Origin of the sequence: Aureispira sp. CCB-E (assembly GCF_031326345.1) — a bacterium.
Taxonomy (GTDB): Bacteria; Bacteroidota; Bacteroidia; order Chitinophagales; family Saprospiraceae; genus Aureispira.
The window spans coordinates 7,057,849-7,083,063 of record NZ_CP133671.1; the positions used below are offsets into that span (position 1 = coordinate 7,057,849).

Below are 25,215 nucleotides of genomic sequence, written 5' to 3' on the forward strand. Positions count from 1 at the left end.
AACTACATTTGTAGCATATCGACCAAAAAGCTAATACTCAATCCATTTTACAGACTTAACAAACACTACTAAATTATGAGATTACTATTAAATATATTTTTATTGCTAAGCTTCGCCCCTCTTTACTCGGAGTTATATGCACAATGCAGTGTAACCGCTGCCATCACTTCTAATTATAACGGTCAAGACGTTTCTTGTAATGGAGCTTGTGATGGAGAAATTGCCGCTACTCCCTCTGGCGGGACTACCCCCTATACATATTTATGGTCAGGCAATCAAACTACGCCCATTATTTCAGGTATTTGTGCAGGCATTCATTCACTAACGGTTACTGATGCTGTTGGTTGTACGGCAACTACTTCTGTTACTGTCACCGATGTACCACCTCTAATGGTTAACGTTACCAACACGACTGATGTGATGTGTTTTGGAACATGTACAGGTAATGCTACCGTTTCAGCTAGTGGAGGTCTAGGACAAGGTTATACCTATCTATGGAACGCTGCTACAGGTAATCAGACAACAGCCACAGCAACCAATCTTTGCGCAGGTATTTACAGTGTAACTGCAACCGATTTTAATAATGGTTGTACGTCAGCTACTTCTGTCATTATCACAGAACTGTCTAGTTCTGCCCTTAATACGATTACTACTATTACCCACCCTAGTCAAGCTGGTGCTACTGATGGAAGTATTTCAGTTACTGCCAGTGGTGGTGCTGCTCCTTATACTTACATTTGGCCAACTGGTCAAGTCGGTCCAGTTGCAGGAGGGCTTTCTTCTGGAACCTATTGCGTTACTGTAACAGATGCCAATGGATGTTCAACTATCAATTGTACAACATTATTTGATTCACCAATTACCCTTAGAGGGCAGGTACGCTTAGATAGTAACAACAACTGTACTCCTGACATCAATGAGCCATTAATTGGTTCTCAAATTATAAAAGCAACCAATTCCAATAGTGGGCTAGTTCAATATTTTTCTACCAATTCTAATGGATTATATGAGGCAGATTTAGACACAGGAAGTTACACTTTAGAGTATTTTCCAATCAATAGCTTATACGGAAATTCTTGCGTCAACCAAGTCAATGTTACCATTCCTACACTCAACTCAATAGATACCGTAAACTGGGTATTAGAAGCGGGAACTCCATGCCACTTAATGGTTGTTTCAATAGGTGCACCGTTTTTGCGCATAGCAGGCGGAGGAAGTTGGTATAATGTGCACTATTGTAACAATGGCACCCTAGATGCTTACAACAGTTATATAGAAGTAAACATTGATTCTTTTTTGAACGTCACCTCAACAAGCATCGCACCTACTTCTGTTGTTGGCAATACTTATCAATTTGATTTAGATACAGTACGTGTTGGTGAGTGTGGTAATATCTACATCTATGTTACTGTTGATGCGGCAGCCATCCCTGGACAAACACATTGTAGTTATGCCCACATCTATCCAGATAGTTTTTGCTTGCCATTATGGAATGGTCCTATCTTAAAAGCTAGTAACACCTGCCAAAATGATTCTATTTTCTTCAAAATTAAAAATACAGGTAATAATATGCTGGCAGCAGAGGATTATTCCATTTTTGAAGATGATATTATTATTCAAATGGCACCATTTAATCTTAATGGTGGTGATTCGGTAGAAGTCATACAACCTGCCGATTTAGGAAAAACATATCGCATTCAAGCTCGCCAAGCGAATGGATTTCCCCCTCAATTAGGTCCCTCCATTGTTCATTCTTATACCGAAGGTTGTCGTCCATTTAATAACGGTAGCTTTAATACAGGCTTCTTGACACAATACTATACAGGCAATACCGCTTATTTTATCGACAACGACTGTCAATCTAATATTACATCTTTTGACCCTAATGATAAGGCAGCACAACCTGAAGGATATGGAAGCGCACATTACATTGAAGCCAATACACCACTAAAATATAGAATCCGCTTCCAAAACACAGGAACCGATACTGCCTTTAATATTGTTATTGTTGATACCCTATCAACCAATGTTGATGCTAGTAGCTTATTAATGGGTGCAAGTAGCCATCCTTATACTTGGGAGTTAAGTGGCACTGGGGTTTTAACAGTTCGTTTTGATGATATTTTACTAGTAGATAGCAATGCCAACGAACCTCTTTCTCATGGATTCTTTACGTATTCCATTAACCAAGTACCAAACTTAATCAATGGTTCTGTTATCAATAACCAAGCAGCAATTTATTTTGATTTTAATCCTCCTATTTTTACGAATGTAACCACACATACCATTGGAGAAAACTTTATTCCTATTGTCTTAAAAATGGAAGAAGCATGGATAGAAGATATGAAAGTGCATATTTATCCCAATCCTACTTCTGGTTTAGTATATATTGACCAATTGGGAGAAAATGACATACAAATCAAGGTATTTGATCATCTAGGACGAAATCTAGTGCAAAAAAATGTTAGCGATCAACAAACAGCACTTGATTTGAATGACTTAACCAGTGGGGTTTATTATATAAATATTCAACAAAATCAAAAGACTAGCACACACAAAATCATAAAACAATAAGAGGTAATGTTTACCAGATTTTTTTTTAGAGTTTGGCAATTTGAAAAATGAATTTTCAAGTTGCCAAATTTTCTTTTTTGTTTCAACAAAATTAATCCTTCGCTTTTAATAAAACATTCCCCCTAGGAGGTTGAGATTTTAATTGCCGAATCAACTCTTCTTGATGGTCTTTTTCTGATATAACTCGATAATGACTGGGAATTTGAAAGATATTTGCGTTTAAGATTTGTGCTTTTTTAGACTTAATTTGATGCGTATAAGATACATTTTCCTTATTTAAATGGAGGTATTTAGGTAGATAAGACAGATTGTTTGCATAAATAGGATAAATACAAAAATCAACTAAAATAGTCGAATCAAACAAAGCAAAATAAGTGTTTCCTAAATTATCTTCTAAAATACTTCCTTTCTTATTGGTTTGAACTTGATTTCCTTTTGAACCTACCCATTGGTAATCTTCAGACTGCTTTTCCAATAACTTATAAACAACTTTTGTACTGGACTTTGATTCGAACAACGTATCATTTCTTAGCAATGACCAACGCCATACTTTTCCATCTATATAAATTTGTTCTAAAAACATAGAATCGGCAATGAACAAAACAATAGAATCTTCTGGAACAATTTCATCAGGATCATCAAATCGTTCAAAAACCTTATAAGTGACTTGTCCTTCGAAGTATCGTTCTTGACAGCAACAGATACACCACAACCAAGAGAATAGTATGGTTATTGCAACCTTCATAATAGTTTGATTTGAAACAAGAAAAAGCAACTACAAGCCTATAAGCCGAATCCTGTACTCTACAAAGAGTCTCTATCATTTATCTAGACCAATAGTCACCTATTGGCTCTATCTGCCTACCCTCCAGCTAGAGCGAGCAACCCTACGGACTCCGAAGAGCCCATGCTGGTATACATGGCATTTCAACTCGCAAGGTTTATCCGCTACTATTGTTACCAATAATAGCCGTGCGCTCTTACCGCACGTTTTCACCCTTACTTCCAATAAAATGAAAGCGGTTATTTTCTGCGACACTTTCTGTATTTTCTTATGCAAAAGCAAAAGAAAACCCCATCCGTTAGATGGTGCGATGCTCTGCGTTGTTCAGACTTTCCTCATGTTTGAATAGCTCAAACCCGCGATAGAGCAGCTTGTAGTTGCGCCTGCAAAGATAGGCTATATTTTGGAATAATGCTATGAGAATGCTATTTTCTATCGTTTATTATAACCTAACACAAGGTAAAAGAAAGCAGTATAGAACTATTCTAAATAAAAACAGTCTGCAAATAAGCCTGAACATAGGTTGCATAAGTGGCGTTGAATAGATATTTTGTGAGCAGAATGTAAAAATGTAACCGCAATCTTTTTATTTTTGCGCCGTACAATTATAATAGCAGTACTATTATAACCTTCTTAAGAACTATATTTAAAACTAAAATTATCATTACAACATGAAGTGGATTATAGACTTTTTACTATCCTCTCTTGGTAAGAAATTAATTATGTCGTTAACAGGTTTGTTTTTATGCCTGTTTTTAGTCGTGCATATGCTGGGGAACTTACAGTTATTCTTTGACAACACCGGAGAAACATTTAACCTCTATGCCTATCACATGACACACAATCCCTTGATTAAGGTAATTTCTTATGGCAATTACTTTTTTATCTTATTACATGCTGTACAAGGAATTTTGATTACAGCATATAATCGTAAAGCAAAAGGAGGTTCTTATCAAGGAAAGGAAATTGCAGATACAGAAGCAAAGCTTGCTTCAAGAAACATGAGAAACTTGGGTCTGCTCATTTTCGTATTTATCGGTTTGCATATGTGGCAATTTTGGGCACAGATGCACTTTTTTGAAATGGGCAAACAAACCTATGATGGATTGGAAGTGAAAGACCTATATAGTCTAGTCAAAGAAGCTTTCTCTCAAGCATGGGTAGTTATTTTTTACTTAATCTCATTGGTTGCTCTAGCCTTGCATTTGATGCATGGGTTCTGGAGTGCCTTCCAAACAATGGGACTAAACAACAAAAAATATGCTCCTATTATTAGAGCCGTAGCCATGGGGTATTCTATCCTAATCCCATTAGGATTTGCTTCTATGCCGATCGTATTTTTTGTACTTAAGTAATTAACTAACGAATAGGAGTTCGGCTTTGAACTCCCTCCAACAACAACTGTTGTTATTAAAGAAATCATTGTTGAATAAAATTCATTCTATCATATGAAAAAGTTTCAGTCAAACGTACCTGAAAGTAAGACACTGGCAGAAAAATGGACCGAATACCGTTCCAATATGCCACTTGTTGCTCCTAACAATAAACGTAATATAGAAGTCATCGTAGTTGGAACAGGTTTGGCAGGTGCTTCTGCCGCTGCCACTCTTGGAGAACTAGGATACAAAGTAAAAGCTTTTTGCTTTCACGATAGCCCTCGTCGTGCGCACAGTATTGCCGCACAAGGAGGGATCAATGCTGCAAAAAATTATCAAAATGATGGTGACTCAGTTTATCGTCTATTTTATGATACAGTAAAAGGTGGTGACTACCGTTCTCGTGAGGCTAACGTACATCGCTTGGCAGAAGTATCTAGAAATATTATAGACCAATGTGTCGCTCAAGGAGTTCCTTTTGCAAGAGAATATGGTGGTAACTTAGCCAACCGTTCTTTTGGTGGGGTGCAAGTATCTCGTACCTTTTATGCTCGTGGGCAAACGGGGCAACAATTGTTGATTGGTGCCTACAGTGCTTTGTCTAGACAAATTTCTTTGGGGAATGTAAAAATGTACAATCGCCATGAAATGCTTGACCTAGTTGTTATTGATAACAAGGCTCGTGGTATTATTGCTCGTAATTTATTGACTGGTAAATTAGAGCGTTTTGGTGCTCATGCAGTTGTTTTGGGTACTGGTGGTTATGGTAATGTATTCTATCTATCTACCAATGCAATGGGGTCTAATGTGACTGCTTCTTGGGTTGCTCACAAGCGTGGAGCCTATTTTGCCAATCCTTGTTTCTGTCAGATTCATCCAACTTGTATTCCTGTATCTGGTGATTATCAATCAAAGCTAACCTTGATGTCAGAGTCCTTGCGTAACGATGGACGTGTTTGGGTTCCTAAACACAAAAAAGATGTGGAGGCTTTGAGAACAGGAAAAATGAAACCAACAGATTTGGCAGAAGAAGACAGAGACTACTACTTGGAGCGCATCTACCCTGCTTTTGGTAACTTGGTACCTCGTGATGTAGCTTCTCGTGCTGCTAAATATCGTTGTGACGATGGACATGGTGTAGGTGCTACTGGCTTATCTGTTTACCTTGACTTTGCTTCTGCTGTTATTCGTTACGGAAAATCAGAGGCTATTTCTCAAGGAATCTCTAACCCAAGTGAGGAAGAAATTAAACAACTAGGACGTGCTGTTGTTGAAAAGAAATACGGCAACTTGTTTGAGATGTATGAAAAAATTACGGGTGAAGATCCTTACTACACTCCTATGCGTATCTATCCTGCAATTCACTATACTATGGGTGGTATTTGGGTAGATTATAATTTGGAAACTAGTATTCCTGGTTTGTTTGCAACAGGTGAGTGTAACTTCTCTGACCATGGTGCCAACCGATTGGGTGCTTCTGCTTTGATGCAAGGTTTGGCAGATGGATACTTTGTTTTGCCTTATACAATTGGTGTGTTCTTGAGCAAAGAAATTCGTACACCAATGACAGATACATCAGCACCTGAGTTTGAAGCCGTTGAAAACGATGTTAAAAATAAAATCAAGAAACTACTTAGCATTAATGGAACTCGCTCTGTGGAATCGTTCCATCGTGAATTGGGAGTAGACATTATGTGGGAATATTGTGGCATGGCTCGTAATGCTGAAGGTCTAAAACTAGGTCGTCAAAAAGTGCGTGCATTACGTGACCGTTTCTGGAAAGAGGTTTACATTCCTCACACAGATAAAGATGGGCATGAGTTTAATCCTGAATTAGAAAAAGCATTGCGTGTGGCTGATTTCTTTGAATTAGCAGAATTAATGATGGTAGATGCTTTGGATCGTAACGAATCTTGTGGTGGGCATTTCCGTGACGAATATGCAACACCTGAAGGAGAAGCCAAACGTAATGACCAAGACTATGCTTATGTATCAGCTTGGGAGTACAATGGTTTAGATGCGGATCCTATTCTCCACAAAGAGGAATTAACGTTCAATGACATTGAGTTGAAAACTCGTTCTTATAAATAACGGCTAAAGAAAGAAGGAATTCTTTTTTGGTAATTATAAAAACAAAAAAAATAGAGACTTATGGCTCACGATAATATAAAAGTAAACCTTTTTGTTTGGAGACAAACAGGGGTGAATGATAAAAATCCAGGCATTAAATCTTATCCAGATCTTGAAATTAACACACACATGTCTTTCTTAGAGATGTTGGACGTTTTGAATGCACACATTATAGAAAACAAAGATAAATACCCAGAAGGTCCTGTCGCTTTTGAGCACGATTGTCGAGAAGGGATTTGTGGTGCGTGTAGTTTGGTCATCAACGGCCGCCCTCATGGTCCTATGAAAGGAACAACTACGTGTCAACTACATATGCGCCATTTTAATAATGGTGATAATATCTATATTGAACCGTTTAAAGCTGCTGCATTTCCTGTTATAAAGGATTTAGTAGTGGATCGTAGTTCTTTTGACAAGATTATTCAAGCGGGTGGTTACGTTTCGGTTAATACAGGAGGTACACCAGATGGAAATGCCGTTCCTATTGGACAAGGAATTGCGGCTGATGCCTTTGATGCTGCGGCTTGTATTGGATGTGGTGCTTGTGTTGCTGCTTGTCCGAATGCTGCTGCAATGTTGTTTACTTCTGCGAAGGTTTCTCACTTGGCTCTATTGCCACAAGGAAAGCCTGAAGCTGCTAAACGTGTCAAAAGAATGGTTAGCCAAATGGATAAAGAAGGATTTGGTTTGTGTTCTAATATTGGTGCCTGTGAAGCGGAATGTCCTAAAGAAATTTCTTTAGACTATATCGCACAAATGAATAGAGAATATTTCTCTGCAACTTTAAAAACAACAGAGTAAACGATAAAATCGTTTCTTGAAATAAAATTTATACAGCAGCTAAGATATATCTTGGCTGCTTTTTTGTTTTAGGAAGTAATGCAACCAATAGGAAGGAGCAAACCAAATTGGATAAATAAAAAAAGAGAGCTGGGGATAGCTCTCTTTTACTGTTCTCTTCTCGCCAAAAGAGTTTTTCAATCAAAATTAATCTAGCCGTATCTCTATTAATTATAAGATTGATTAGTTTTTCCACACTTTCAACTAACTTAACAATAGTAATAAGAAAGAAAGTAATGAGGATATTAAACTTGTATAGTTCACTTAGGGCAGATACATAACAGCTTAGGGATGTTTTTTGATCTTTTGATATACTTGGGAGGATAACATTCCAATCAAAAAACGGCTGTTAAATAAAACCTAAAAAATGATTAAATAGATACTATTGAATCACTATCTGCCCCTATGACAAGGAGTTGTTCAAAAGGTTGGAATTTTTTTTACTTTTTTTTTATTTTTTTTTCAAACCTTCATTTTAAGCATTAAAATGTCTGCTATGTAACGTAGTTGCACTGCTTCTATATGGTTTGAACAAGCAATTTGTTTAGGAATAAACTTATCTAAGGTCTTCTCAACAAATCATTTGAAAAAATAAGTTTCTGATAAAATTTTTTTATCCGTTCTACTTCAATTCTATATATTATAATGTAAATATTTCCAATGGTAAGGAAAGGTAGGCAAGTCTGCATTATCCAATAGGTCAAGTATAGATATACAAAAAGGGAAGATTCCTCCTAATCTTCCCTTAAGTTTCTTCGTTAATTTCGAAGAATTCCAATCGAAATTAATAGCGGTATCTATTTAATATTAGATTGAATATACATATAGTATTATTTTAGCACATAGGGATAAACCCTCTTACTACTAGACGACAAATCTCATTTTGAAATGGTTGCATGAGTTGAAAAAATTTTTTGATTTATTTTTTCTTGCCATCTGTTATCAATAACGACTGCAAATTTATTTTATTTTCCTTGGGAGTCAAAATTTATTTCATTCATTATTATAATTTTAATATTTCTTAATATTTCGTTTACATATCCAGTCATTACTATCATTTCTAGTATGTAGTCCTGTATATAAATTTTAGCCAAAATATTTACTTATTTCTCCTCTGTAGATCAATCTATTGGAGCAATGGCAAACAAAGCTCAAGCTCTTGACAAAAAACAAGCCACAAAATAGCATCTAAAATAAAAAAGACTCCAACCAAAACCAGTCAGAGTCTTTCATATCATCTTGTGTCTAGTCCTTTTATTACTCTACTCGTATTTTTCTTGTAAAACTCGTATTATTACTGCTTACTCTGATAAAGTAAATTCCCGATACATAACGATTCATATCAAAATCTATTTCATGGTAAGCATTGGATGTCATTGGTGCACTATACGACTCAACTATTTGCCCCAAAGCGGTTATAACTTCAATTTGATAACGATCATCTTTCGAAATTTGAAGGTATACCGTACTACTTCCTTCGTGCAATACTGTTGGGAACAGTTGCTTCACCAACGGTGCTTCTACTGTTAGCGACCTTACTTCTGTATAAGTAGATGTCCCATCAAAATCTACTTGTTTTAATCGGAAGTAATGCACTCCTGATATTAAATTAGGTACTTTATAATCATAATTTTGCGCTGTAGTCGTTGTTCCTGCTCCATTAACATATCCAATTTGATTAAATTCTGGTGCACCAGTACTAGGCAGTGCATGTTCCACTTCGTAACCTGCATTATTCAACTCACTTGATGTTGCCCAATTTAACACACCTGTATTTTTACCTTCTAGTTTTGCCGTAAAATACAACAACTCTACAGGCAATGGATCATTCATCAAGAATTGATAATCCTCCACCTCTCCATTCGTACGTGCCCCTTGAAAGTCTACAGCTCCTAATGGATTGTCATCTAAACGAATTCGGATATTCACCAAGTTTGTTGCAACACTGGCTGGAGAAGTCACAACGACTGTTGTTGTAAATGGTCCTCCTGGCACCGCTACTGTTCCTGAATAAAAATCGTCATAAACACCATCTGCATTCCAATCAATCCACATTCCATACGAAACATTATCTGCCACAACTGAATTTAAATCTAAATCTACATTATACACCGTTGAAGGCATCACCGTCCTTGGAAAAGCACCAGGTGTATTCGTTCCCAATTCCATTCCATCATCAAAACTATCACCATTCACGCCTAAAGCGTTGTTTTCAAAGTCGGTATTGGTTCCCAACCAAACATCTGTTGTTCCATCCAATACATTATCACTATTCGCATCTCTAATTGCTCGATGATACACTTCTCCATATATTGCTGGAGCATCTCCATAATCTTTATTGACATCTAGTATTGTAATGTAAACTGTTGCAGTATCACATACTTGAGGGCTTCCATTGTCACATACACTGTATACAAATTCATCGTTGCCACTAAAGTTAGGATTGGTTGGCGTATAACTATATGTTCCATCTGGATTTAAGGTCAAACTACCGTTGGTCGGACCTGTCACTAATGACACCCCACCAACTTGATTATCGCCCTCTACATCCGTATCGTTTGTCAAAACATTATCATTTAATGTTGTTCCTTTGTCTACAAACTCTTCATCATCTATCGCATTGGTACTGTTGTACAATCTTGGCAAAACGTCAATGGTTACCGTTGTTTGTTCGCAGGTGATGGGTGCTCCGTCATCACAAGCCGTGTAAATATATTCTACCACACCTATGAATCCAGCAACAGGATTAAATGTATACGTTCCATTCGCATTCTGAACCAAAGTTCCTGCATTTGTAACCGGATTTCCATTTTTGTCAATTCCTCCGATCGTGGTTAACGTACTTAAACCTACAGTAGCATCAACAACGCCATCACCGTCTGTATCTGTTTGAATGTTTCCTGTTACCAAAATATTATCACCATCTGGGTCATTGTCATTTGATAACACTTGACCATTTACTGCTATGTTATCATACGTTGTATTGACATCTGGTGCTAAAGCCAATTCTCCATTGTCTGTCGTTGGAGCAGGTTCTACATCAATAGTTACTTTGGCTTCTGTACAAGCTTGCGGTTGTCCATTGTCACAAATATCATATAAATAGGTCACCTCTCCAACAAAACCTGTCGTTGGTACAAAGGTATATGTTCCATTCGCATTTTGAGTCAAGGTTCCTGCATTTGCATTGGGAGTACCATCTTCATTAATTCCACCAACTGTTGTTCCTACTCCCAACCCAATTACTGTTTCTGGAGTACCATCACCATTCGCATCAATCTCAACTCCTGTCAATGTTTGATTATCTTCTTCTTGATCGTAATCATTGGTTAAGACATTACCAACAATGGTTACATTGGTTGGTGTTGTGTTAATATCATTGGTCGCATACGTTGTATTGCCCTCTCTCCAATCACGCTCAACTGTAATCTCATTTTTAGCATCTGGATGAGAGTTTGGATTCAAACCAATATTAGTTGCATTGGTATTCGCTGTATTATTATCATAACCATCCAACAAGCCGTCACCATCTACATCAGCCGTACCACCTGATAAGCCTGTATTCGCATTTGGACTATCGGCACCATTTACAACACCATCGCCATTGGTGTCGTGCCCTTCAATAACATCTGGAATACCATCATTATCAGTATCCAAATCTAGATAATCTGGATTATCTGCTGCACCATCTTGATTATTGGGTATAATACCAGAACCCGCCCCTCCAAATATCGCATCGTTGCTATCATAAGCATCGTCTATCCCATCTCCATCCGTATCATTATTATCTGGCGCAATGTAAGCACTAGTTGCTTGCCCTTCTGTATTATCAACAATACCATCATTGTCCGCATCTATGTCCAAGAAGTTATAATTGTTATCACCATCTTGGTTGTCATTTGGATAGCTATTCGGTGCACCGTCACCATCCGTATCAGCTCCTGTTCGAGTAGTCGCATTCGCACTATTGGCTCCATTCGTATCGGTTCCTACTGCCAATGCATTGGTTGGATCACCATCAACCACATCATTAAAGCCATCTCCATCGGCATCGGCATAAGCATCTTCTTGACCATCTCTATTCGCATCTGTTCCGCCTGCTTCTTCGATATCCAAAATACCATCGTTGTCGGCATCCAAATCCAAATGATTGTATACATTATCCCCATCCAAATCACCATTAGGCATACTATTGGGATTTCCATCACCATCAGTATCTGCACCCGTTAATAACAAGGCATCTGATGTATTCGCTCCATTCGTATCGGTTCCTAATGCTAAAGCATTGGTTGGGTCACCGTCTACCACATCATTATAACCATCTCTATCATTATCTATATAACCATCCGCACGTCCATCGCCATTCGCATCGGTACCCCCTACTTCTACTACATCTGGAATGCCATCGTTATCCGCATCTAAATCTAATTGATCTAAAATACCATCACCGTCAGTATCTCCTGTTGGGTAATCTTCTGGTGTACCATCTCCATTGGTATCTTCACCCGTCAACTGCAATGCATTTGATGTGTTCGCTCCATTCGTATCGGTTCCTACCGCTAAAGCATTGGTTGGGTCACCGTCTACCACATCGTTATAACCATCTCTATCATTATCTATATAACCATCCGCACGTCCATCACCATTCACATCGGTTCCACCAGCTTCTACTACATCTGGAATGCCATCGTTATCCGCATCTAAATCTAGTTGATCTAAAATGCCATCTCTATCGGTATCTCCTTCAGGATAACTATCCGCACGCCCGTCCCCATTACCATCTGCTTCTGTCAGTTGTAGAGCGTCAGCACTATTTTCTGGTATGCCATCATTTCCTACATCGCCATCTACCACATCGTTATAACCGTCATTATCCACATCTACATAATTATCCACACGTCCATCACCATTTTCATCAGTACCTCCTGCTTCCACCACATCTGGAATGCCATCGTTATCCGCATCTAAATCTAAATGATCTAAAATACCATCTCTATCGGTATCATTATTGGGATAGCTATCAGGAATACCATCTGAATTGCCATCTGAATTGGTAATAATCAATACATCCACAAGATTTTCTGAAGTACCATCATTGCCAACATCCCCATCTACCACATCATTCCATCCATCTCCGTCAGTATCAGTATAATTATCAATACGTCCATCACCATTGACATCGGTACCTCCTGCTTCTACAATATCTGGAATTCCATCATTATCCGCATCTAAGTCTAAATAATCAGGTAATAAATCTCCATCTGTATTTGTAACTGCTATGTCGTTTCCTGCTGATCCAACGCCTGGAATTTGATAATTTGCTTCTACATTTGATATACAAGAAGAAGCCGTTGCACAGAAATTAGGATCTACATCTGCGTCTGCCTGAAAATCAATCACAACAGTTCCATCGTTATTCCACAAATTCCAGTTTGCTTGAGAGATTACAACGCTAAAATTCATTGGAGGGTTAGAACAATCTGCATAAGCACTATTATCTGAATTGGTTCTATTAAATGTACCCAAATTGACACCACCTTCTCCAGTTAATGTAAATTCAGCACCATTAAAACCATAAGCTCCAAATACAGAGAATGACAATGTAACATTACCTACCGCATCGGTTGTACCAGATGCAAATGAAATAGTATGTGCTGGTGAAACTACTGTCTGGCAATCATCTGCGGATGTATTGGTTACATTTGTAGTTCCAGCCACGCTTGAATCATACAAATCAATTAAACCATCATTATCCGCATCGGTTGTGCCATCGACCAATCCATTTCCGTCCGTATCAACGCCTCCTGCCTCTACAATGTCAGAAATACCATCATTGTCAGAATCCAAATCATACGAATTGATAACAGCATCCCCATCCGCATCAAAATTATCATTGACACCATCCATATTGGCATCTACAAATCCAGGAAAATCAGGATCCAAATAGTTTGGAATACCATCCCCATCAGCATCTAACAAAGGATCGGTTGGATGTTCAACTAAATCGGGTATACCATCATTATCATCGTCTATGTCTATATTGTCTGCAATACCATCTCCATCTTGATCACAGTCGGGTGTCGTTCTAGGAAAAGGAGCAGAAGATACATCATAAGACCAAAACCATGTATTAATTGTTCTAGCATTTCCAAAGTCATCACATAGGGCTGCTGTTGTAGAGCCTCTTCCTGCTGTTGGAGCGGGTATTGCAAATGTTGCACTACCATCCCAAGCATGTGCTGGACCAAAAACACCTTCTAGCATATTTGTTGTCGCAACTCCTGCCCCTGTTGTATTATGTGTTGCATTAACACTACAATTCCCCACATTTCCTAAATTTGTATCGTCCCAATATAGCTTTCTTGGTCCCAAAGCTGGGAAAAATGCTGTTACAGAAAAACCGTTTCCATTTAACTCTGCATCATGCATTGGAATGTTTGTTCGACCTCGAAATAATGTAGCAGTTACCAAGAAGTTAACATTCCCTGCAACTGGATTCCCTTGTCCATCTAAACCATCCCAACTTAAGACATGGTTGCCAGCTACCAAGTCATATAACTCTAAGACTCTATCTGAGGTGCCTGCTTGATAGCCGACAACACCATTTAAATCCAATAGGATAGCAACATCTCCTGGATCAGGAATAAACAAAGGAATAAAATAATCTCCTGGGCAGCCATATACGTTACTAGGAATTGCTGGCGCATTGGAAGGCGGTGCCACTTTGAAAATATTGGTGTCTGGAATAGATAAAAAGATAGGATAACCTGTTGGCAAGGTTGGTGCATTGGCTCCTGTATAAGTAGATATTCTATCTGTCAAAAAGTTACCTCCGTTTGTAACTCCTGGTTTGTTCATTGCCAATACATAACGAAATGGTTGAAAACCAGGCTCAAAATTCATACGAACAACCGAACTATCCTCTGTATAAGCATAATAATCGCCTTCAAAAGAAAAATTGATCGCAGGAGTAAAATTAGCCGACAATGGATTGTAAGTAATAAATCCCCACTGTTGACAATTCAAACGACCTCTATAAGTTGTATTGTTTGTTTCACCTACTGTAAAATCAAAAAATGGAAAGAAAATTTCATCATTAGACGCACTTACTCCTGCGTCATTACTTCTATATAGCTCTATTACATAATCCCCGTTTTGGGTCGGGTTGAATAGAATGGGGGTATACCCCGTAGGGTTCAAACCTCCAATATTAGGTCCAGCAACTGCCTGAGCATAGTTAGGAATAAACCCAGTACCTGCTGTTGGAATAGGAGTTGCGGGAACTACCTCCGCACCTGTCGGGTCTAAAATACGATAAAAACCATTGGTTGACGGTCCAGCACCACCTACCCGTTGAAAAGGGTTTAATCCAAAGTAAATGTTTTCGATCGTGTGATTTAAAATAGATATTTTCAATCTATTATCGGCAGGAGCCGCTCGATAGGTTCCTATTGTAAGATTGGGACTAACGACTAGAGCCGTTCCGTTTCCTGCGTTGGGCATTACTTGAGCAGTACCTTCTGCATTTAGTTGCGTTGTTCCTAAAAGGAATAGGGATATTACCCATAACAATTCAAGGCATCTACAATGCCTTTGAACAAAGTGTAATTGTGTTTGCATAGTGTTTTTTTTTCAGCGCATTAAACTTTTTGAAACGCAATACAATTAGTGACGTTGTATTAGCTATTTAAGAAGTGAAACACATCCATCTAAATAAAATATTTTAGTGATAATATTCCAATTAGACTATTTGGTAAAATGTATTTGGTTGATTTATTGTATTATTTATTATAATATGATTTTGATATAATCTTTAACGATAGTTTTGCAGCACAAAACTATTTTTTTTAGTAAAGCTGAGAGGATCGATTCTTGCCATTATGAGTTTTTTTTGTGCATTTTTGTGCCAAAATCTCAAAAAAAGCGACTTTTTTGAACTATAAATAGCAATTATTGGAGTAGTGTTCTCAAATAGAAGTTCGCTATGCTACTATGTTTATGTTATTGTTTTAACGAACAATTACTCTAAAATTTAGGTCATAAAATTGCAAGAAAGTTTTTTTTATTACAACTGCAACTTATTCTTTTTTACAAAACTTACAAAACACTGACATTCAAAATATTAACTAAAAAGTTAAAAAAATAAATTGGCATAAAAATATTCAATAAAAACATATATTTATATTGATATTCAATATTTTATCTTTGCCCGAAAAATAGGGCTTATTTCTATTTCTCGTCTTAACAAAAGATAATTGCCTTACTTTTCTGATACTCTTTTCTTTATCCGTGACAAGGAAACTGGTGTTATTCCTAAATATGAAGCGATTTGTTTTTGTGGTACTCTCTCTAATAAATCTGGATGTTCTTTCTTCAGTTTTAGAAATCGCACTTCAGGCTTTTCATTAATATTGTCCCATATTTTGTGCAGTGAGTTAATTAATTTGCCTTTCAAAATATGATTGTAGGCTCTTAGTAAATTAATATTGTCAAAAACCAATGCATCTACTTTTTTAATGTCAACTTGTATCAACGTTGTTTCCTCCAATGCTTGTATACATAACCTAGACGGCTCTCCTAATAATGTCGAGTACCAGTTTCCTGATAGATCATTTTCTTTATAAAAATTAATAATAATCTCCTCCCCACCTTCGTCCAAATAATACGTTTTTAGCAAACCATTCAAGACCAAAAAAACATTTGTATTAACTTCTTCAAATTTCACAAAAAACTCGTTAACATCTAGCACTTTAAAATGTACTAAATTCAGCATCTGTTCAACATCCTTATCTTTTAAGTAGGGGTATTTTTGTCGATAGTGATTAATGACTTCAAAAGATACTTCCATAAAATATTTTTTAGTTTTAAAGAGTGATCGAAGCGAATGGGCAACAAAACTTCTGTTTAAGTGAATCCAAAAATAGGGGAATCCGAAAATAAAAACTACTCTATGTTATAAAAAGCAATATTCTTGTTCTGAAATATTTGTCTAAGTAGTTCAAACGTTAGTATTTCACTTTAAGCAAGATAGGACACGCTCTAGATACCGCTATCTCTATTGAGTTAGACCATGTGTTCATTTAAAAACAGTGTTAAAGTCGACAATTTATATCTCTTACTTAAACAATTAAGGTTATTTTAGGCTAAAATAATACCTCAAAATAGTCTTTTTTATTGAAGTTCCTCCATAAGGGGCTAAAAATCCAAACGACACTATTCTATACCCAACTCACTCTTAATCAAACATATTACTACAACAAGCACTCTATTAATCAACAAAATATTCAACATTCATCTGTCTCTTTCGAAGACTGTTTATCAAAAAGTAATCATATATGAAGTCTTTACTTGTATTTCTAGTCATCTGCTGTATTCAACACCTTAGCATTGCACAAAACGACTATATTATAGACATTAATGATAGAAAAATATATGGCAAGGTAATTCTATCTACTCCTGCTATAAATTCTAGCCAAATTAGCTTTAAAGATCAATCTGGTACGGTCAAAAAGTACCGCCCAGATGAAATCAAAGAATGGTCGATTGGAAACGCTACTTACCAAACCAAATTTTATGCAATCAATGAACGCAAAGGATATTCTGTTTTTATGTTGCGCCTAACCCCTCCTACAGGCAAATGCCATTTATACGAGTATTATAATACATCGGGAGATATGGGATATACGCAAACTTTCTTAGAAAAAGATAGAGCATTAACCGAAGTTGATTATCCTAGATTTAGAAAACAATTAGCAGAATATTTCAAAGAAAATAAAGAGTTGGCAGAAGATATTGCTAACAAAAAATACAAAAAGAAAGATTTATTAAAAATTATTGAGGTTTATAACGAGTGGCGGGAGTTCTTGTGGAAGTAGTTCTTTTTTACACTGCTGCTTTTAATTGTGCTGCCATTTATCCATAAAATGGCAAATCATCTTAGATATTTTCACCAAATGGAACAACACACAAGCCTTTTACTAAGCAACTTATTATCAAATCATTAAAAACAAATCATAGCTACCTGTATCATAAAAAGACTAAAAAATTGTTTTTGTTCAAAAGCGAGTGATTATTTGTGCAGCCAATTAAATCTAACTACCTTTGTGGCAACTTTTGGACTATTATTCTAACAAGCACAGCACAATAATCATGATCGAAACAATTCTTTTTTCTGGAACGGGTACCCGTTATCTCTCTGAAAAAATCGCAGACTATTACGGACAAAGCTTAGGTAAGGTTGTCTTACAACGTTTTAGTGATGGCGAAATGCAAACTAACATTAAGGAATCGGTACGAGGTAAATACGTATTTTTTATCCAATCAACATTTGCTCCATCTGATAATATCATGGAGTTGTTGTTAATGATTGATGCTGCAAAAAGAGCTTCTGCTGGTTATATTACAGCGGTCATTCCTTATTTTGGTTATGCACGCCAAGATCGCAAAGATAGACCCCGAGTAGCAATTGGAGCTAAATTATTGGCCAATCTGTTGATTGCAGCAGGAGCAGACCGAATTATGACCATGGACTTGCATGCCGACCAAATCCAAGGTTTCTTCGACATCCCTGTGGATCATCTAAAAAGTGAAGCAATCTTCTTCAATCACTTAGAAAAAGAAGATACTAGTAATGTTATCTTTGCTTCTCCTGATGTGGGTAGTACCAAGCGAGCTAGAGCTTATGCACAACATTTTGGTACAGGGCTTGTTATTTGTGACAAGTATCGCAAAAAAGCAAACGAAGTAGCAGAAATGACTGTTATTGGAGATGTTACAGGAAAAGATGTCATTTTGGTAGACGACATCGTTGATACAGCAGGGACGCTATGCCGCGCTGCTCAAATTTTAATCAAAGAAGGCGCAAAAAGTGTTCGTGCATTTTGTACGCACCCTGTTCTATCTGGACCAGCTTACAAACGTATCGAAGAGTCTGAGTTGACAGAAATGGTTGTAACAGATACCATTCCTTTGAAGCAGGCTTGCTCTAAAATAAAAGTAGTTCCGGCTGCTAAATTATTCTCTAGAGCTATTAGAAATGTACACGAATATCGTTCTATTTCTGCTTTGTTTGTCGAGAAAGACAAAAGCAGTTTAGTCAAGTAAATCCATAACAAATCCAAACGAGTGGTCTCACTTTATTCTGATGATGCTATCGTAGAGTAGTATTATAATGAACAAAAACTTGAGACAATTGCATTTGATGGTTACATAAAATAGAAACGTCTAGCAGGTAGGGATTGCTAGACGTTTTTCTTTTCTAAAAAAGAACCGAATTAATTTTACTAACTATGGGTTTTCTGCTATGAGTAATTCATTTTTATTACACCAATAATTAGACCAAGATACATTTTCTAAAAATTTTAACATCTATAGAGATGTATCGTAAGAAGAATGCTTTTCCTACCCCACAAAATAAGTATGCAACTCAAACATTTGCACAATTGCAACTATCAACATAACAATAAGCAAATACCGCACAAAGCCATTTGACTTAGGGTAAGTAGTTGCAAATTTGGCGGCTAGATAAGCACCGATTCCTTGCCCTATTGCCAAAACGGTTCCGATCTCCCAATCAATTTTATTTTCTACGGCAAAGATGGCAATACAAGCTATTGTATACAAAGCTATAGCTGCTAGTTTAATCCCGTTGGCATCCACCAAACTATACCGTCCTGCCAAAGCTAAAAAGACAACTAAAAAAACACCTGTCCCTACTTGTATAAAACCTGCATAAAATCCCATTAATATAAAGATAGGAATCATCCATTTGTTCATCTTGTGGCTATGATCTGTTGAACGAATCCATTTTTTTGGATTCGCTAATACTAAAACCAACATTACCAAGAGCAGGTACTTAAAAATATCTTTAAAAGCATCGTTGTCAATATATTTGGCTGCCAGTACGGCCCCTCCGAGTGCTCCTACAAATATTGAAAGGATAATCCACCAGCTTTTCTTGACATTCAGATGTCCATTTTTATAAAAAGTCGGCAAAGCCATCAAAGCCATTGCCATAATGCCGATTCGATTCGTTCCATTGGCTATATCTGCGTCTAAACCGACTATTTGAATCAAAACATACAGGGTCAATACTGACCCTAAACCTGCTAGAGTAGCGACAAAACCTGCAAAAGCACCACATAAAACAATCCACGCATATAATTCCATACAAAGCATTTTATTCAATGAGAATTACTTAAATTGCCCATTTGAGACCACTCAATAATGAAGTTGATTAACGTATTTCTTGACACAACTCCACCAAAACACCATTGGTTGTTTTAGGGTGCAAAAAGCAAACGAGTTTGTTATCTGCTCCTTTTTTAGGCTCAGGATTAAGAATCGTAAAGCCTTCCGCTGCCAAACGTTTCATTTCGGCATGAATATCGTCAACTTCAAAGGCAATGTGATGAATTCCTTCTCCTCTCTTTTCGATAAATTTTGCAATAGGACTATCTTCTCTTGTTGCTTCTAATAGTTCTATTTTAGTCTCTCCGCACTGAAAGAAAGAAGTAGCAACTCCTTCTGATTCCACCGCTTCTACTTTGTAATGCGCTTCGCCAAATAATTTAGCAAATAAAGCATTGCTAGTACTTAAGTCTTTTATTGCGATACCAATATGTTCTACTTTCATTTTTTTAGCTTTTTTGATAATAACCTTCTAGAGTTTAAATAAGTTGTCAAAAGTTGTCTCTTTTTTTGTCTGCAAATATAAACAAGTCAAGAACATTTTTAGCCAAACTTCAAATCTCCTCAGCTCCAAAACTTACCTCCAAAAACATTAACTATTGATTTACAAACTCTTAACACATTATTAACTATTTTATTTTGTTATGATATAGGTATTCATCAACTAAAAAAAGTACTATTTGTTACTTAAAAGCAAAATTATAGATTACTTTTGTAGTCTGTGTGCAAATTTGTAATGAATAGAGTATCATCTATATCTAAAAAATCTATAACTTTTGGACGTTCCAACAAGTAGCTAATATTTATACAAAGACCAACAGATAATTAAGCTTATATCGTCAAAAAACGATGCACAACTTGCAGGTTACAATCGTCCAACCAAAATTCAAAACATGGGTGCAATAAAATTTTTCATACAAGGCATCAAACACTTCAAAGAAGTGGGTACCTTTTCCAGATCTTCTCATTTTGTAGGGAAAACGATGACAAAAGACAAGCATGTTGACTTTAGTACTGCAAAATGTATTGTTGAACTAGGGGCTGGAGATGGACCTATTACCAAACAAATCTTGAAAAAGATGGCTCCAGATGCAAAACTGCTCTGCTTCGAAATTAACGATAAATTTTATGAAGAATTGCAAGAAAAATTTGGGCACGATGAGCGTATTACGATCATTAATGATGACGCCAAAAAATTAGGCGATTACATCCGTCAAGCAGGTTACGAAAAAGCAGATGCTGTGATTTCCGCGATTCCTTTTGTGATTATTCCCGAAGATGACATTATAGAAGAAGCACACAAATTCTTAAAAAAAGGAGGCAAATACGTTCAGTTACACTACTCTTTGGTAGCAAAAAAACGTTACGAGCGTATATTTAATAATATGGAGATTGATTTTGTCATGCTCAATGTACCTCCTGCATTTATTCACGTTTGTGAAAAACTCTAGTTTGATTTTACTGTTCATCATCATAATTTATAGGCACTCTTTTGAGTGCCTTTTTCTTTATATATTAGCAACCAAAATAGTACGATTCAAGAAGGCTTCAGAAAAAATTACATAATACGCTTCTTTGCCTGATTACTTTAAATTTATTTTGTTATTAATATCTACCCCACCAACCACTAAATTCAATTGCCTTCCATGGAACATTGGTTAGTGGAAAATACCAACCTCTATCTCATCAATAGCTTGTGCTAAACAGCAACAACAAGGTTCTATAAGTAGAAACAAGCTATTTTAGATTCTGTATACTGACATAAATTTGCCCATACAATAGCAATAGTAGTTCGTTAAAGCCTCTGCATTTTTTATCATATCAAGTGCTTGAGCATCATCAGATCCACCGCACTATATCTCAATTTATATGAAATCTAAATATTTTATTTTAGCGTTACTTTTATTCGGAACAGTAACCAACCAAGCTCAGAACCAAGCTCATATTGATAGTCTGATACAATTAGCCCAAAAAGAAACCATTGTAATCACAAAGGTTAAACTACTCAACCAAATTGCAAAAATGTATCGCTATTCGAACCCACAAAAAGCTATTGAATACAATCAAAAAGCAATCTACTTAATTCCCAAAGACTCTTGCGATAAACTTGGCAATTTATATAGTACGATGGGAACCATCTATGGGCATATTGGCGAATTATCACAGACATTGTTTTACTTAGATAGTGCCGCAACCTTATTCACTCGTGCAAAGAGTTTTGATAAATTAGCTTCTATTTATAGTAATATGAGTGCCACTCATTTTTTTATGAGTGCGTTTCAAAAAAGCGCTGAATATCTATATAAAAGCATTCGAATTAACGAACAGTTTGGCGATACAGCAGGACTAGCCTATAATTTCGCAGCTTTGGCAGCGATGAAATATGAACTAAAAGAATTTGAAGCTTCTATTCAAATGGGCAGAAAAGTACTGGAACAATATCCTCTCCAAAATGAATTCTTATTCATGGGAAATACGTCCCTAAATATTGGTTTAGCCTATTCAAGTATCAATAAAGTCGACACGGCTCTATTTTACCTAGATCAGGGCTTGGACTATTTTGAGAAAGAAAATTATCTAGGTGGAAAGGCTAAAATTTACAGCGAAAAAAGTTCGTTATACCTCAAACACCAACAAATAGATTCTGCCAAACAGTACATTCATAAAGCTCTAAGTCTCAAAGAATATATTACAGATCAAAATCAGAAGTTAGACATTCAAATGAGTTTGGCGAATATCTATTTTTATGAAAATAACCATTCTAAAAGTATACAACTGTATGATACAGTAAGAAAAGTAGCACACAAGATTCCTTATAGGGCAATTGAAAAAGCAGCTTTAGAAGGACTGATTGATAATTATCAAGCATTAAAACAATATGCTAAGGTCGCTGAATATTTGCGAGCGTATATTGTATTAAAAGATACCATTCTGAATGCCGAAAAACAACAGCAGATTAAAGAAATGGAAATCAAATATGAAACCAATAAAAAAGAACAAGAAATCGCATTACTGGCAAAAGACCGTGACATTCATGCTCTAAATGCCTTGCGAAACCAACAATGGGCATATAGTGCTTTTATTATCTTGATTTTAGTCCTTTTAATCTCCTTCTTGTTGCTCCGACAAAATAAACTCCGTGCCCAGCAAAAAACAGCACAATTAAAACATCAACTGCTTAGAAATCAAATGAATCCTCATTTTATTTTTAACGCCTTGACAGCCATCCAAAGCTATGTCTACGAAAACAATCCCAAAGCCGCAGGAGTATACTTATCTTCCTTTGCCAAACTGGTTCGGGCTATCCTCGAAAATTCAAGAAAAGAGTACATTACCCTAGATAAGGAAATTCAGTGGCTCGAAAATTATCTAAAATTACAATTACTGCGTTTTGATCACCAGTTTGAGTATCAAATTAACCTTGACCCACAATTAGACTCCTACGAATTGTTGATACCACCTATGTTAACGCAGCCTTTCATTGAGAATGCCTTAGAGCATGGTCTTAAAAACATTGACTACAAAGGAAAAATTACAATTCAATTTACAATCGAAGCAACGCAGCTGTTAAAAATAAGTGTTGAAGATAATGGCATTGGTTATTCGCCCCCCTCCTCCCACGCTACCTCAACTCATAATTCTTTAGCAACTAAAATTACCCAAGAGCGACTTTTATTTTTAAATAAAAATCAAGCAAACGACATCCACTTTTCTATAAAACCAGCACAACCTTCTGGGACTATTGTTTCTTTTATCATCCCTCTTAAATCTATTTAATATGCGTGTCATAATTGTTGATGATGAAGCAAGGGCAAGAAAAGCCCTTCGCCAGACAATCCTACTCTATACTCCACACCTTGATATTGTTGGTGAGGCACACAGTGTCCCCTCAGCTATCGAGAAAATCCGAAACCACCAACCCGATTTGGTACTGTTGGATGTTCAACTAGGTGATGGCAATGGTTTTGATGTTCTAAACAAGACCAAACCCTATTCTTTTCAAGTTATCTTTATAACGGCTTACAATCAATATGCTGTAAAAGCATTCAAGGTAGCAGCTATTGATTATATACTCAAACCCATTGATCCAGAAGATTTTTTGACTGCTATAAAAAAATCGCAAGAACAAAGTTATCAAGAGAAACTAGAAGAGCGCCTAGATTTATTTTTACAACAAGTAGATTCTACGCCAAAAGTTATTAAGAAAATAAGCCTAAAAACATTAGATAGCATTCACATTATCAATATAAAAGATATTATTTACTGCCAAGGTGAGGGAAATTACACGACCTTTCATCTCCTAAATCAGGAAGAAATTATTGTGTCAAAAAATTTACGAGAGTATGAAACCTTGCTTCCTAGTCAACTCTTTTTGCGTACCCATCAATCTTTTCTGGTCAACTCTGAACACATCCTTCGGTACGATAAACGAGATAATCAGGGACTAGTTTGTTCACAAAATCATCACATTCCTGTTTCCATAAGAAAGAAAGAGGCTGTCTTAGAATTTTTAAAAAAATTATACTAAAACATCGCATTTCATTGTAACTCCAACGCTTTTTAGTCGGCTATCGGCGCTTTTTTATTACTAGAGTTTCTTCATGTAGAATCGCCTATTTTTGTAATAACAACAGATGAAGTAAATCTTTATTGTTATCTGTATAAATAGGTACCTATCAATTGAATCTAGTCGAATAAAGCTGAACAACGACTCAAAACAACCTAGTAAGCGCTTCATTAACTAAATTTATAACATGAAAAAGAATTTTTTTGTTGCTCTTATCGCCTTATTGCTTGCTGTAACCTCTTGTGAAAAGGAGGAAATTTTGGAAGTAACTACTGGTGAAGAATCAACTGTAGAAACATTGGCAGCCAATAGTAATTTTAGAGGAACTGCTAGCACGGTTTTAAGACCCTATGTCGTCGCTACGGGACCTTGTTATGGCACGTCTCACTCTGGCAATTCTTATGAAACATTGGTGTATGTAACAGGAACCAAACCTTATCATAGAAAAGTAACCGTGTTTGGGTGGAGAAATGCCAATATGTCCTCTATTCCCAATACTTATACAATTGATGTTCCTGCTAACTCAACCACTTCTAGTCGAATAAACACCTTCTCTAACGCAACGATGCGCTACCATTCTATCAAAGTAGAAGTTGACAAAGTACTCAAACAAGATGCTTCTGGGCAATGGGTAACAGACAACTCATCGAGTACAACTACTGCGACAATTCCTGTTCAAAACTGCTACGATAGTAGCGGTGGTGGCGGTGGTTTTGGTTTTAGTCCTTCTCTCTAACACCTATAAAGCAAATGCA

15 protein-coding genes and 1 other RNA gene are annotated in these 25,215 nt (G+C 36.6%); 10 read left to right on the forward strand and 6 right to left on the reverse strand.

The features are described from left to right. Positions 1-75: 75 nt before the first annotated feature. Complete coding sequence (locus QP953_RS27300) at positions 76-2,574, forward strand: T9SS type A sorting domain-containing protein (protein WP_309553522.1); 2,499 nt, start codon at positions 76-78, stop codon at positions 2,572-2,574. A 91-nt stretch (positions 2,575-2,665) separates the two neighbouring features. On the opposite strand, the gene QP953_RS27305 is transcribed toward QP953_RS27300, so the two are convergent. Together QP953_RS27305 and rnpB are read right to left on the reverse strand one after the other, a co-directional pair. Then, positions 2,666-3,319 (reverse strand): hypothetical protein, encoded by a 654-nt coding sequence (locus QP953_RS27305; RefSeq protein WP_309553523.1) that lies wholly within the window; start codon positions 3,317-3,319, stop codon positions 2,666-2,668. A 25-nt stretch (positions 3,320-3,344) separates the two neighbouring features. Beyond that, positions 3,345-3,736, reverse strand: an RNA gene (rnpB, locus tag QP953_RS27310) — RNase P RNA component class A. Between the two features lie 293 nt (positions 3,737-4,029). On the opposite strand from rnpB, the gene QP953_RS27315 reads away from it, so the two are divergent. The 3 genes from QP953_RS27315 to QP953_RS27325 all read left to right on the forward strand — a co-directional run bounded on the left by QP953_RS27315 (position 4,030) and on the right by QP953_RS27325 (position 7,665). Then, positions 4,030-4,713 (forward strand): succinate dehydrogenase cytochrome b subunit, encoded by a 684-nt coding sequence (locus QP953_RS27315; protein WP_309553524.1) that lies wholly within the window; start codon positions 4,030-4,032, stop codon positions 4,711-4,713. Between the two features lie 93 nt (positions 4,714-4,806). Next, the gene (locus tag QP953_RS27320; RefSeq protein WP_052599057.1) at positions 4,807-6,825 is read left to right on the forward strand and encodes a fumarate reductase/succinate dehydrogenase flavoprotein subunit; all 2,019 of its coding nucleotides are present in this window, start codon (positions 4,807-4,809) and stop codon (positions 6,823-6,825) included. A gap of 60 nt (positions 6,826-6,885) precedes the next feature. Beyond that, entirely contained in the window at positions 6,886-7,665 is a 780-nt protein-coding gene (locus tag QP953_RS27325) for a succinate dehydrogenase/fumarate reductase iron-sulfur subunit (RefSeq protein WP_052599056.1), read from the forward strand. A 1,296-nt stretch (positions 7,666-8,961) separates the two neighbouring features. On the opposite strand, the gene QP953_RS27330 is transcribed toward QP953_RS27325, so the two are convergent. Together QP953_RS27330 and QP953_RS27335 are read right to left on the reverse strand one after the other, a co-directional pair. Further along, the gene (locus QP953_RS27330; RefSeq protein WP_309553525.1) at positions 8,962-15,324 is read right to left on the reverse strand and encodes a cadherin-like domain-containing protein; all 6,363 of its coding nucleotides are present in this window, start codon (positions 15,322-15,324) and stop codon (positions 8,962-8,964) included. A gap of 640 nt (positions 15,325-15,964) precedes the next feature. Continuing rightward, positions 15,965-16,552 (reverse strand): Crp/Fnr family transcriptional regulator, encoded by a 588-nt coding sequence (locus tag QP953_RS27335; protein WP_052599905.1) that lies wholly within the window; start codon positions 16,550-16,552, stop codon positions 15,965-15,967. A 487-nt stretch (positions 16,553-17,039) separates the two neighbouring features. Between QP953_RS27335 and QP953_RS27340 the strand changes: the two genes are divergently transcribed. Both QP953_RS27340 and QP953_RS27345 read left to right on the forward strand, forming a co-directional pair. Next, on the forward strand, positions 17,040-17,579 hold the full coding sequence (locus QP953_RS27340; protein WP_052599904.1) for a hypothetical protein: 540 nt from the start codon (positions 17,040-17,042) through the stop codon (positions 17,577-17,579). A gap of 274 nt (positions 17,580-17,853) precedes the next feature. Beyond that, positions 17,854-18,807 carry a ribose-phosphate pyrophosphokinase gene (locus QP953_RS27345; RefSeq protein WP_052599903.1) on the forward strand — a complete coding sequence of 318 codons (954 nt, stop codon included), beginning with the start codon at positions 17,854-17,856 and terminating at the stop codon, positions 18,805-18,807. Between the two features lie 297 nt (positions 18,808-19,104). Here QP953_RS27345 and QP953_RS27350 read toward each other — a convergent pair whose 3' ends face one another. Both QP953_RS27350 and mce read right to left on the reverse strand, forming a co-directional pair. Next, positions 19,105-19,872: a sulfite exporter TauE/SafE family protein gene (locus QP953_RS27350; RefSeq protein ID WP_309553526.1), complete on the reverse strand. Its 768-nt coding sequence runs from the start codon at positions 19,870-19,872 to the stop codon at positions 19,105-19,107. Positions 19,873-19,939: 67 nt separating this feature from the next. Further along, positions 19,940-20,338, reverse strand: a complete 399-nt coding sequence (gene mce, locus QP953_RS27355) for a methylmalonyl-CoA epimerase (RefSeq protein WP_052599901.1) — start codon at positions 20,336-20,338, stop codon at positions 19,940-19,942. A 448-nt stretch (positions 20,339-20,786) separates the two neighbouring features. Here mce and QP953_RS27360 point away from each other — a divergent pair, with 448 nt between their 5' ends. The 4 genes from QP953_RS27360 (at position 20,787) to QP953_RS27375 (ending at position 25,196) form a co-directional block, all read left to right on the forward strand. Further along, positions 20,787-21,344 carry a class I SAM-dependent methyltransferase gene (locus QP953_RS27360; RefSeq protein WP_052599900.1) on the forward strand — a complete coding sequence of 186 codons (558 nt, stop codon included), beginning with the start codon at positions 20,787-20,789 and terminating at the stop codon, positions 21,342-21,344. A 418-nt stretch (positions 21,345-21,762) separates the two neighbouring features. Continuing rightward, positions 21,763-23,670: a histidine kinase gene (locus QP953_RS27365; protein ID WP_309553527.1), complete on the forward strand. Its 1,908-nt coding sequence runs from the start codon at positions 21,763-21,765 to the stop codon at positions 23,668-23,670. Position 23,671: 1 nt separating this feature from the next. After that, positions 23,672-24,421, forward strand: coding sequence for a LytTR family DNA-binding domain-containing protein (locus QP953_RS27370; RefSeq protein ID WP_052599898.1), 750 nt, complete (start codon positions 23,672-23,674; stop codon positions 24,419-24,421). Between the two features lie 226 nt (positions 24,422-24,647). Further along, on the forward strand, positions 24,648-25,196 hold the full coding sequence (locus QP953_RS27375) for a hypothetical protein (protein WP_309553528.1): 549 nt from the start codon (positions 24,648-24,650) through the stop codon (positions 25,194-25,196). The last annotated feature ends 19 nt before the right edge of the window (positions 25,197-25,215 follow it).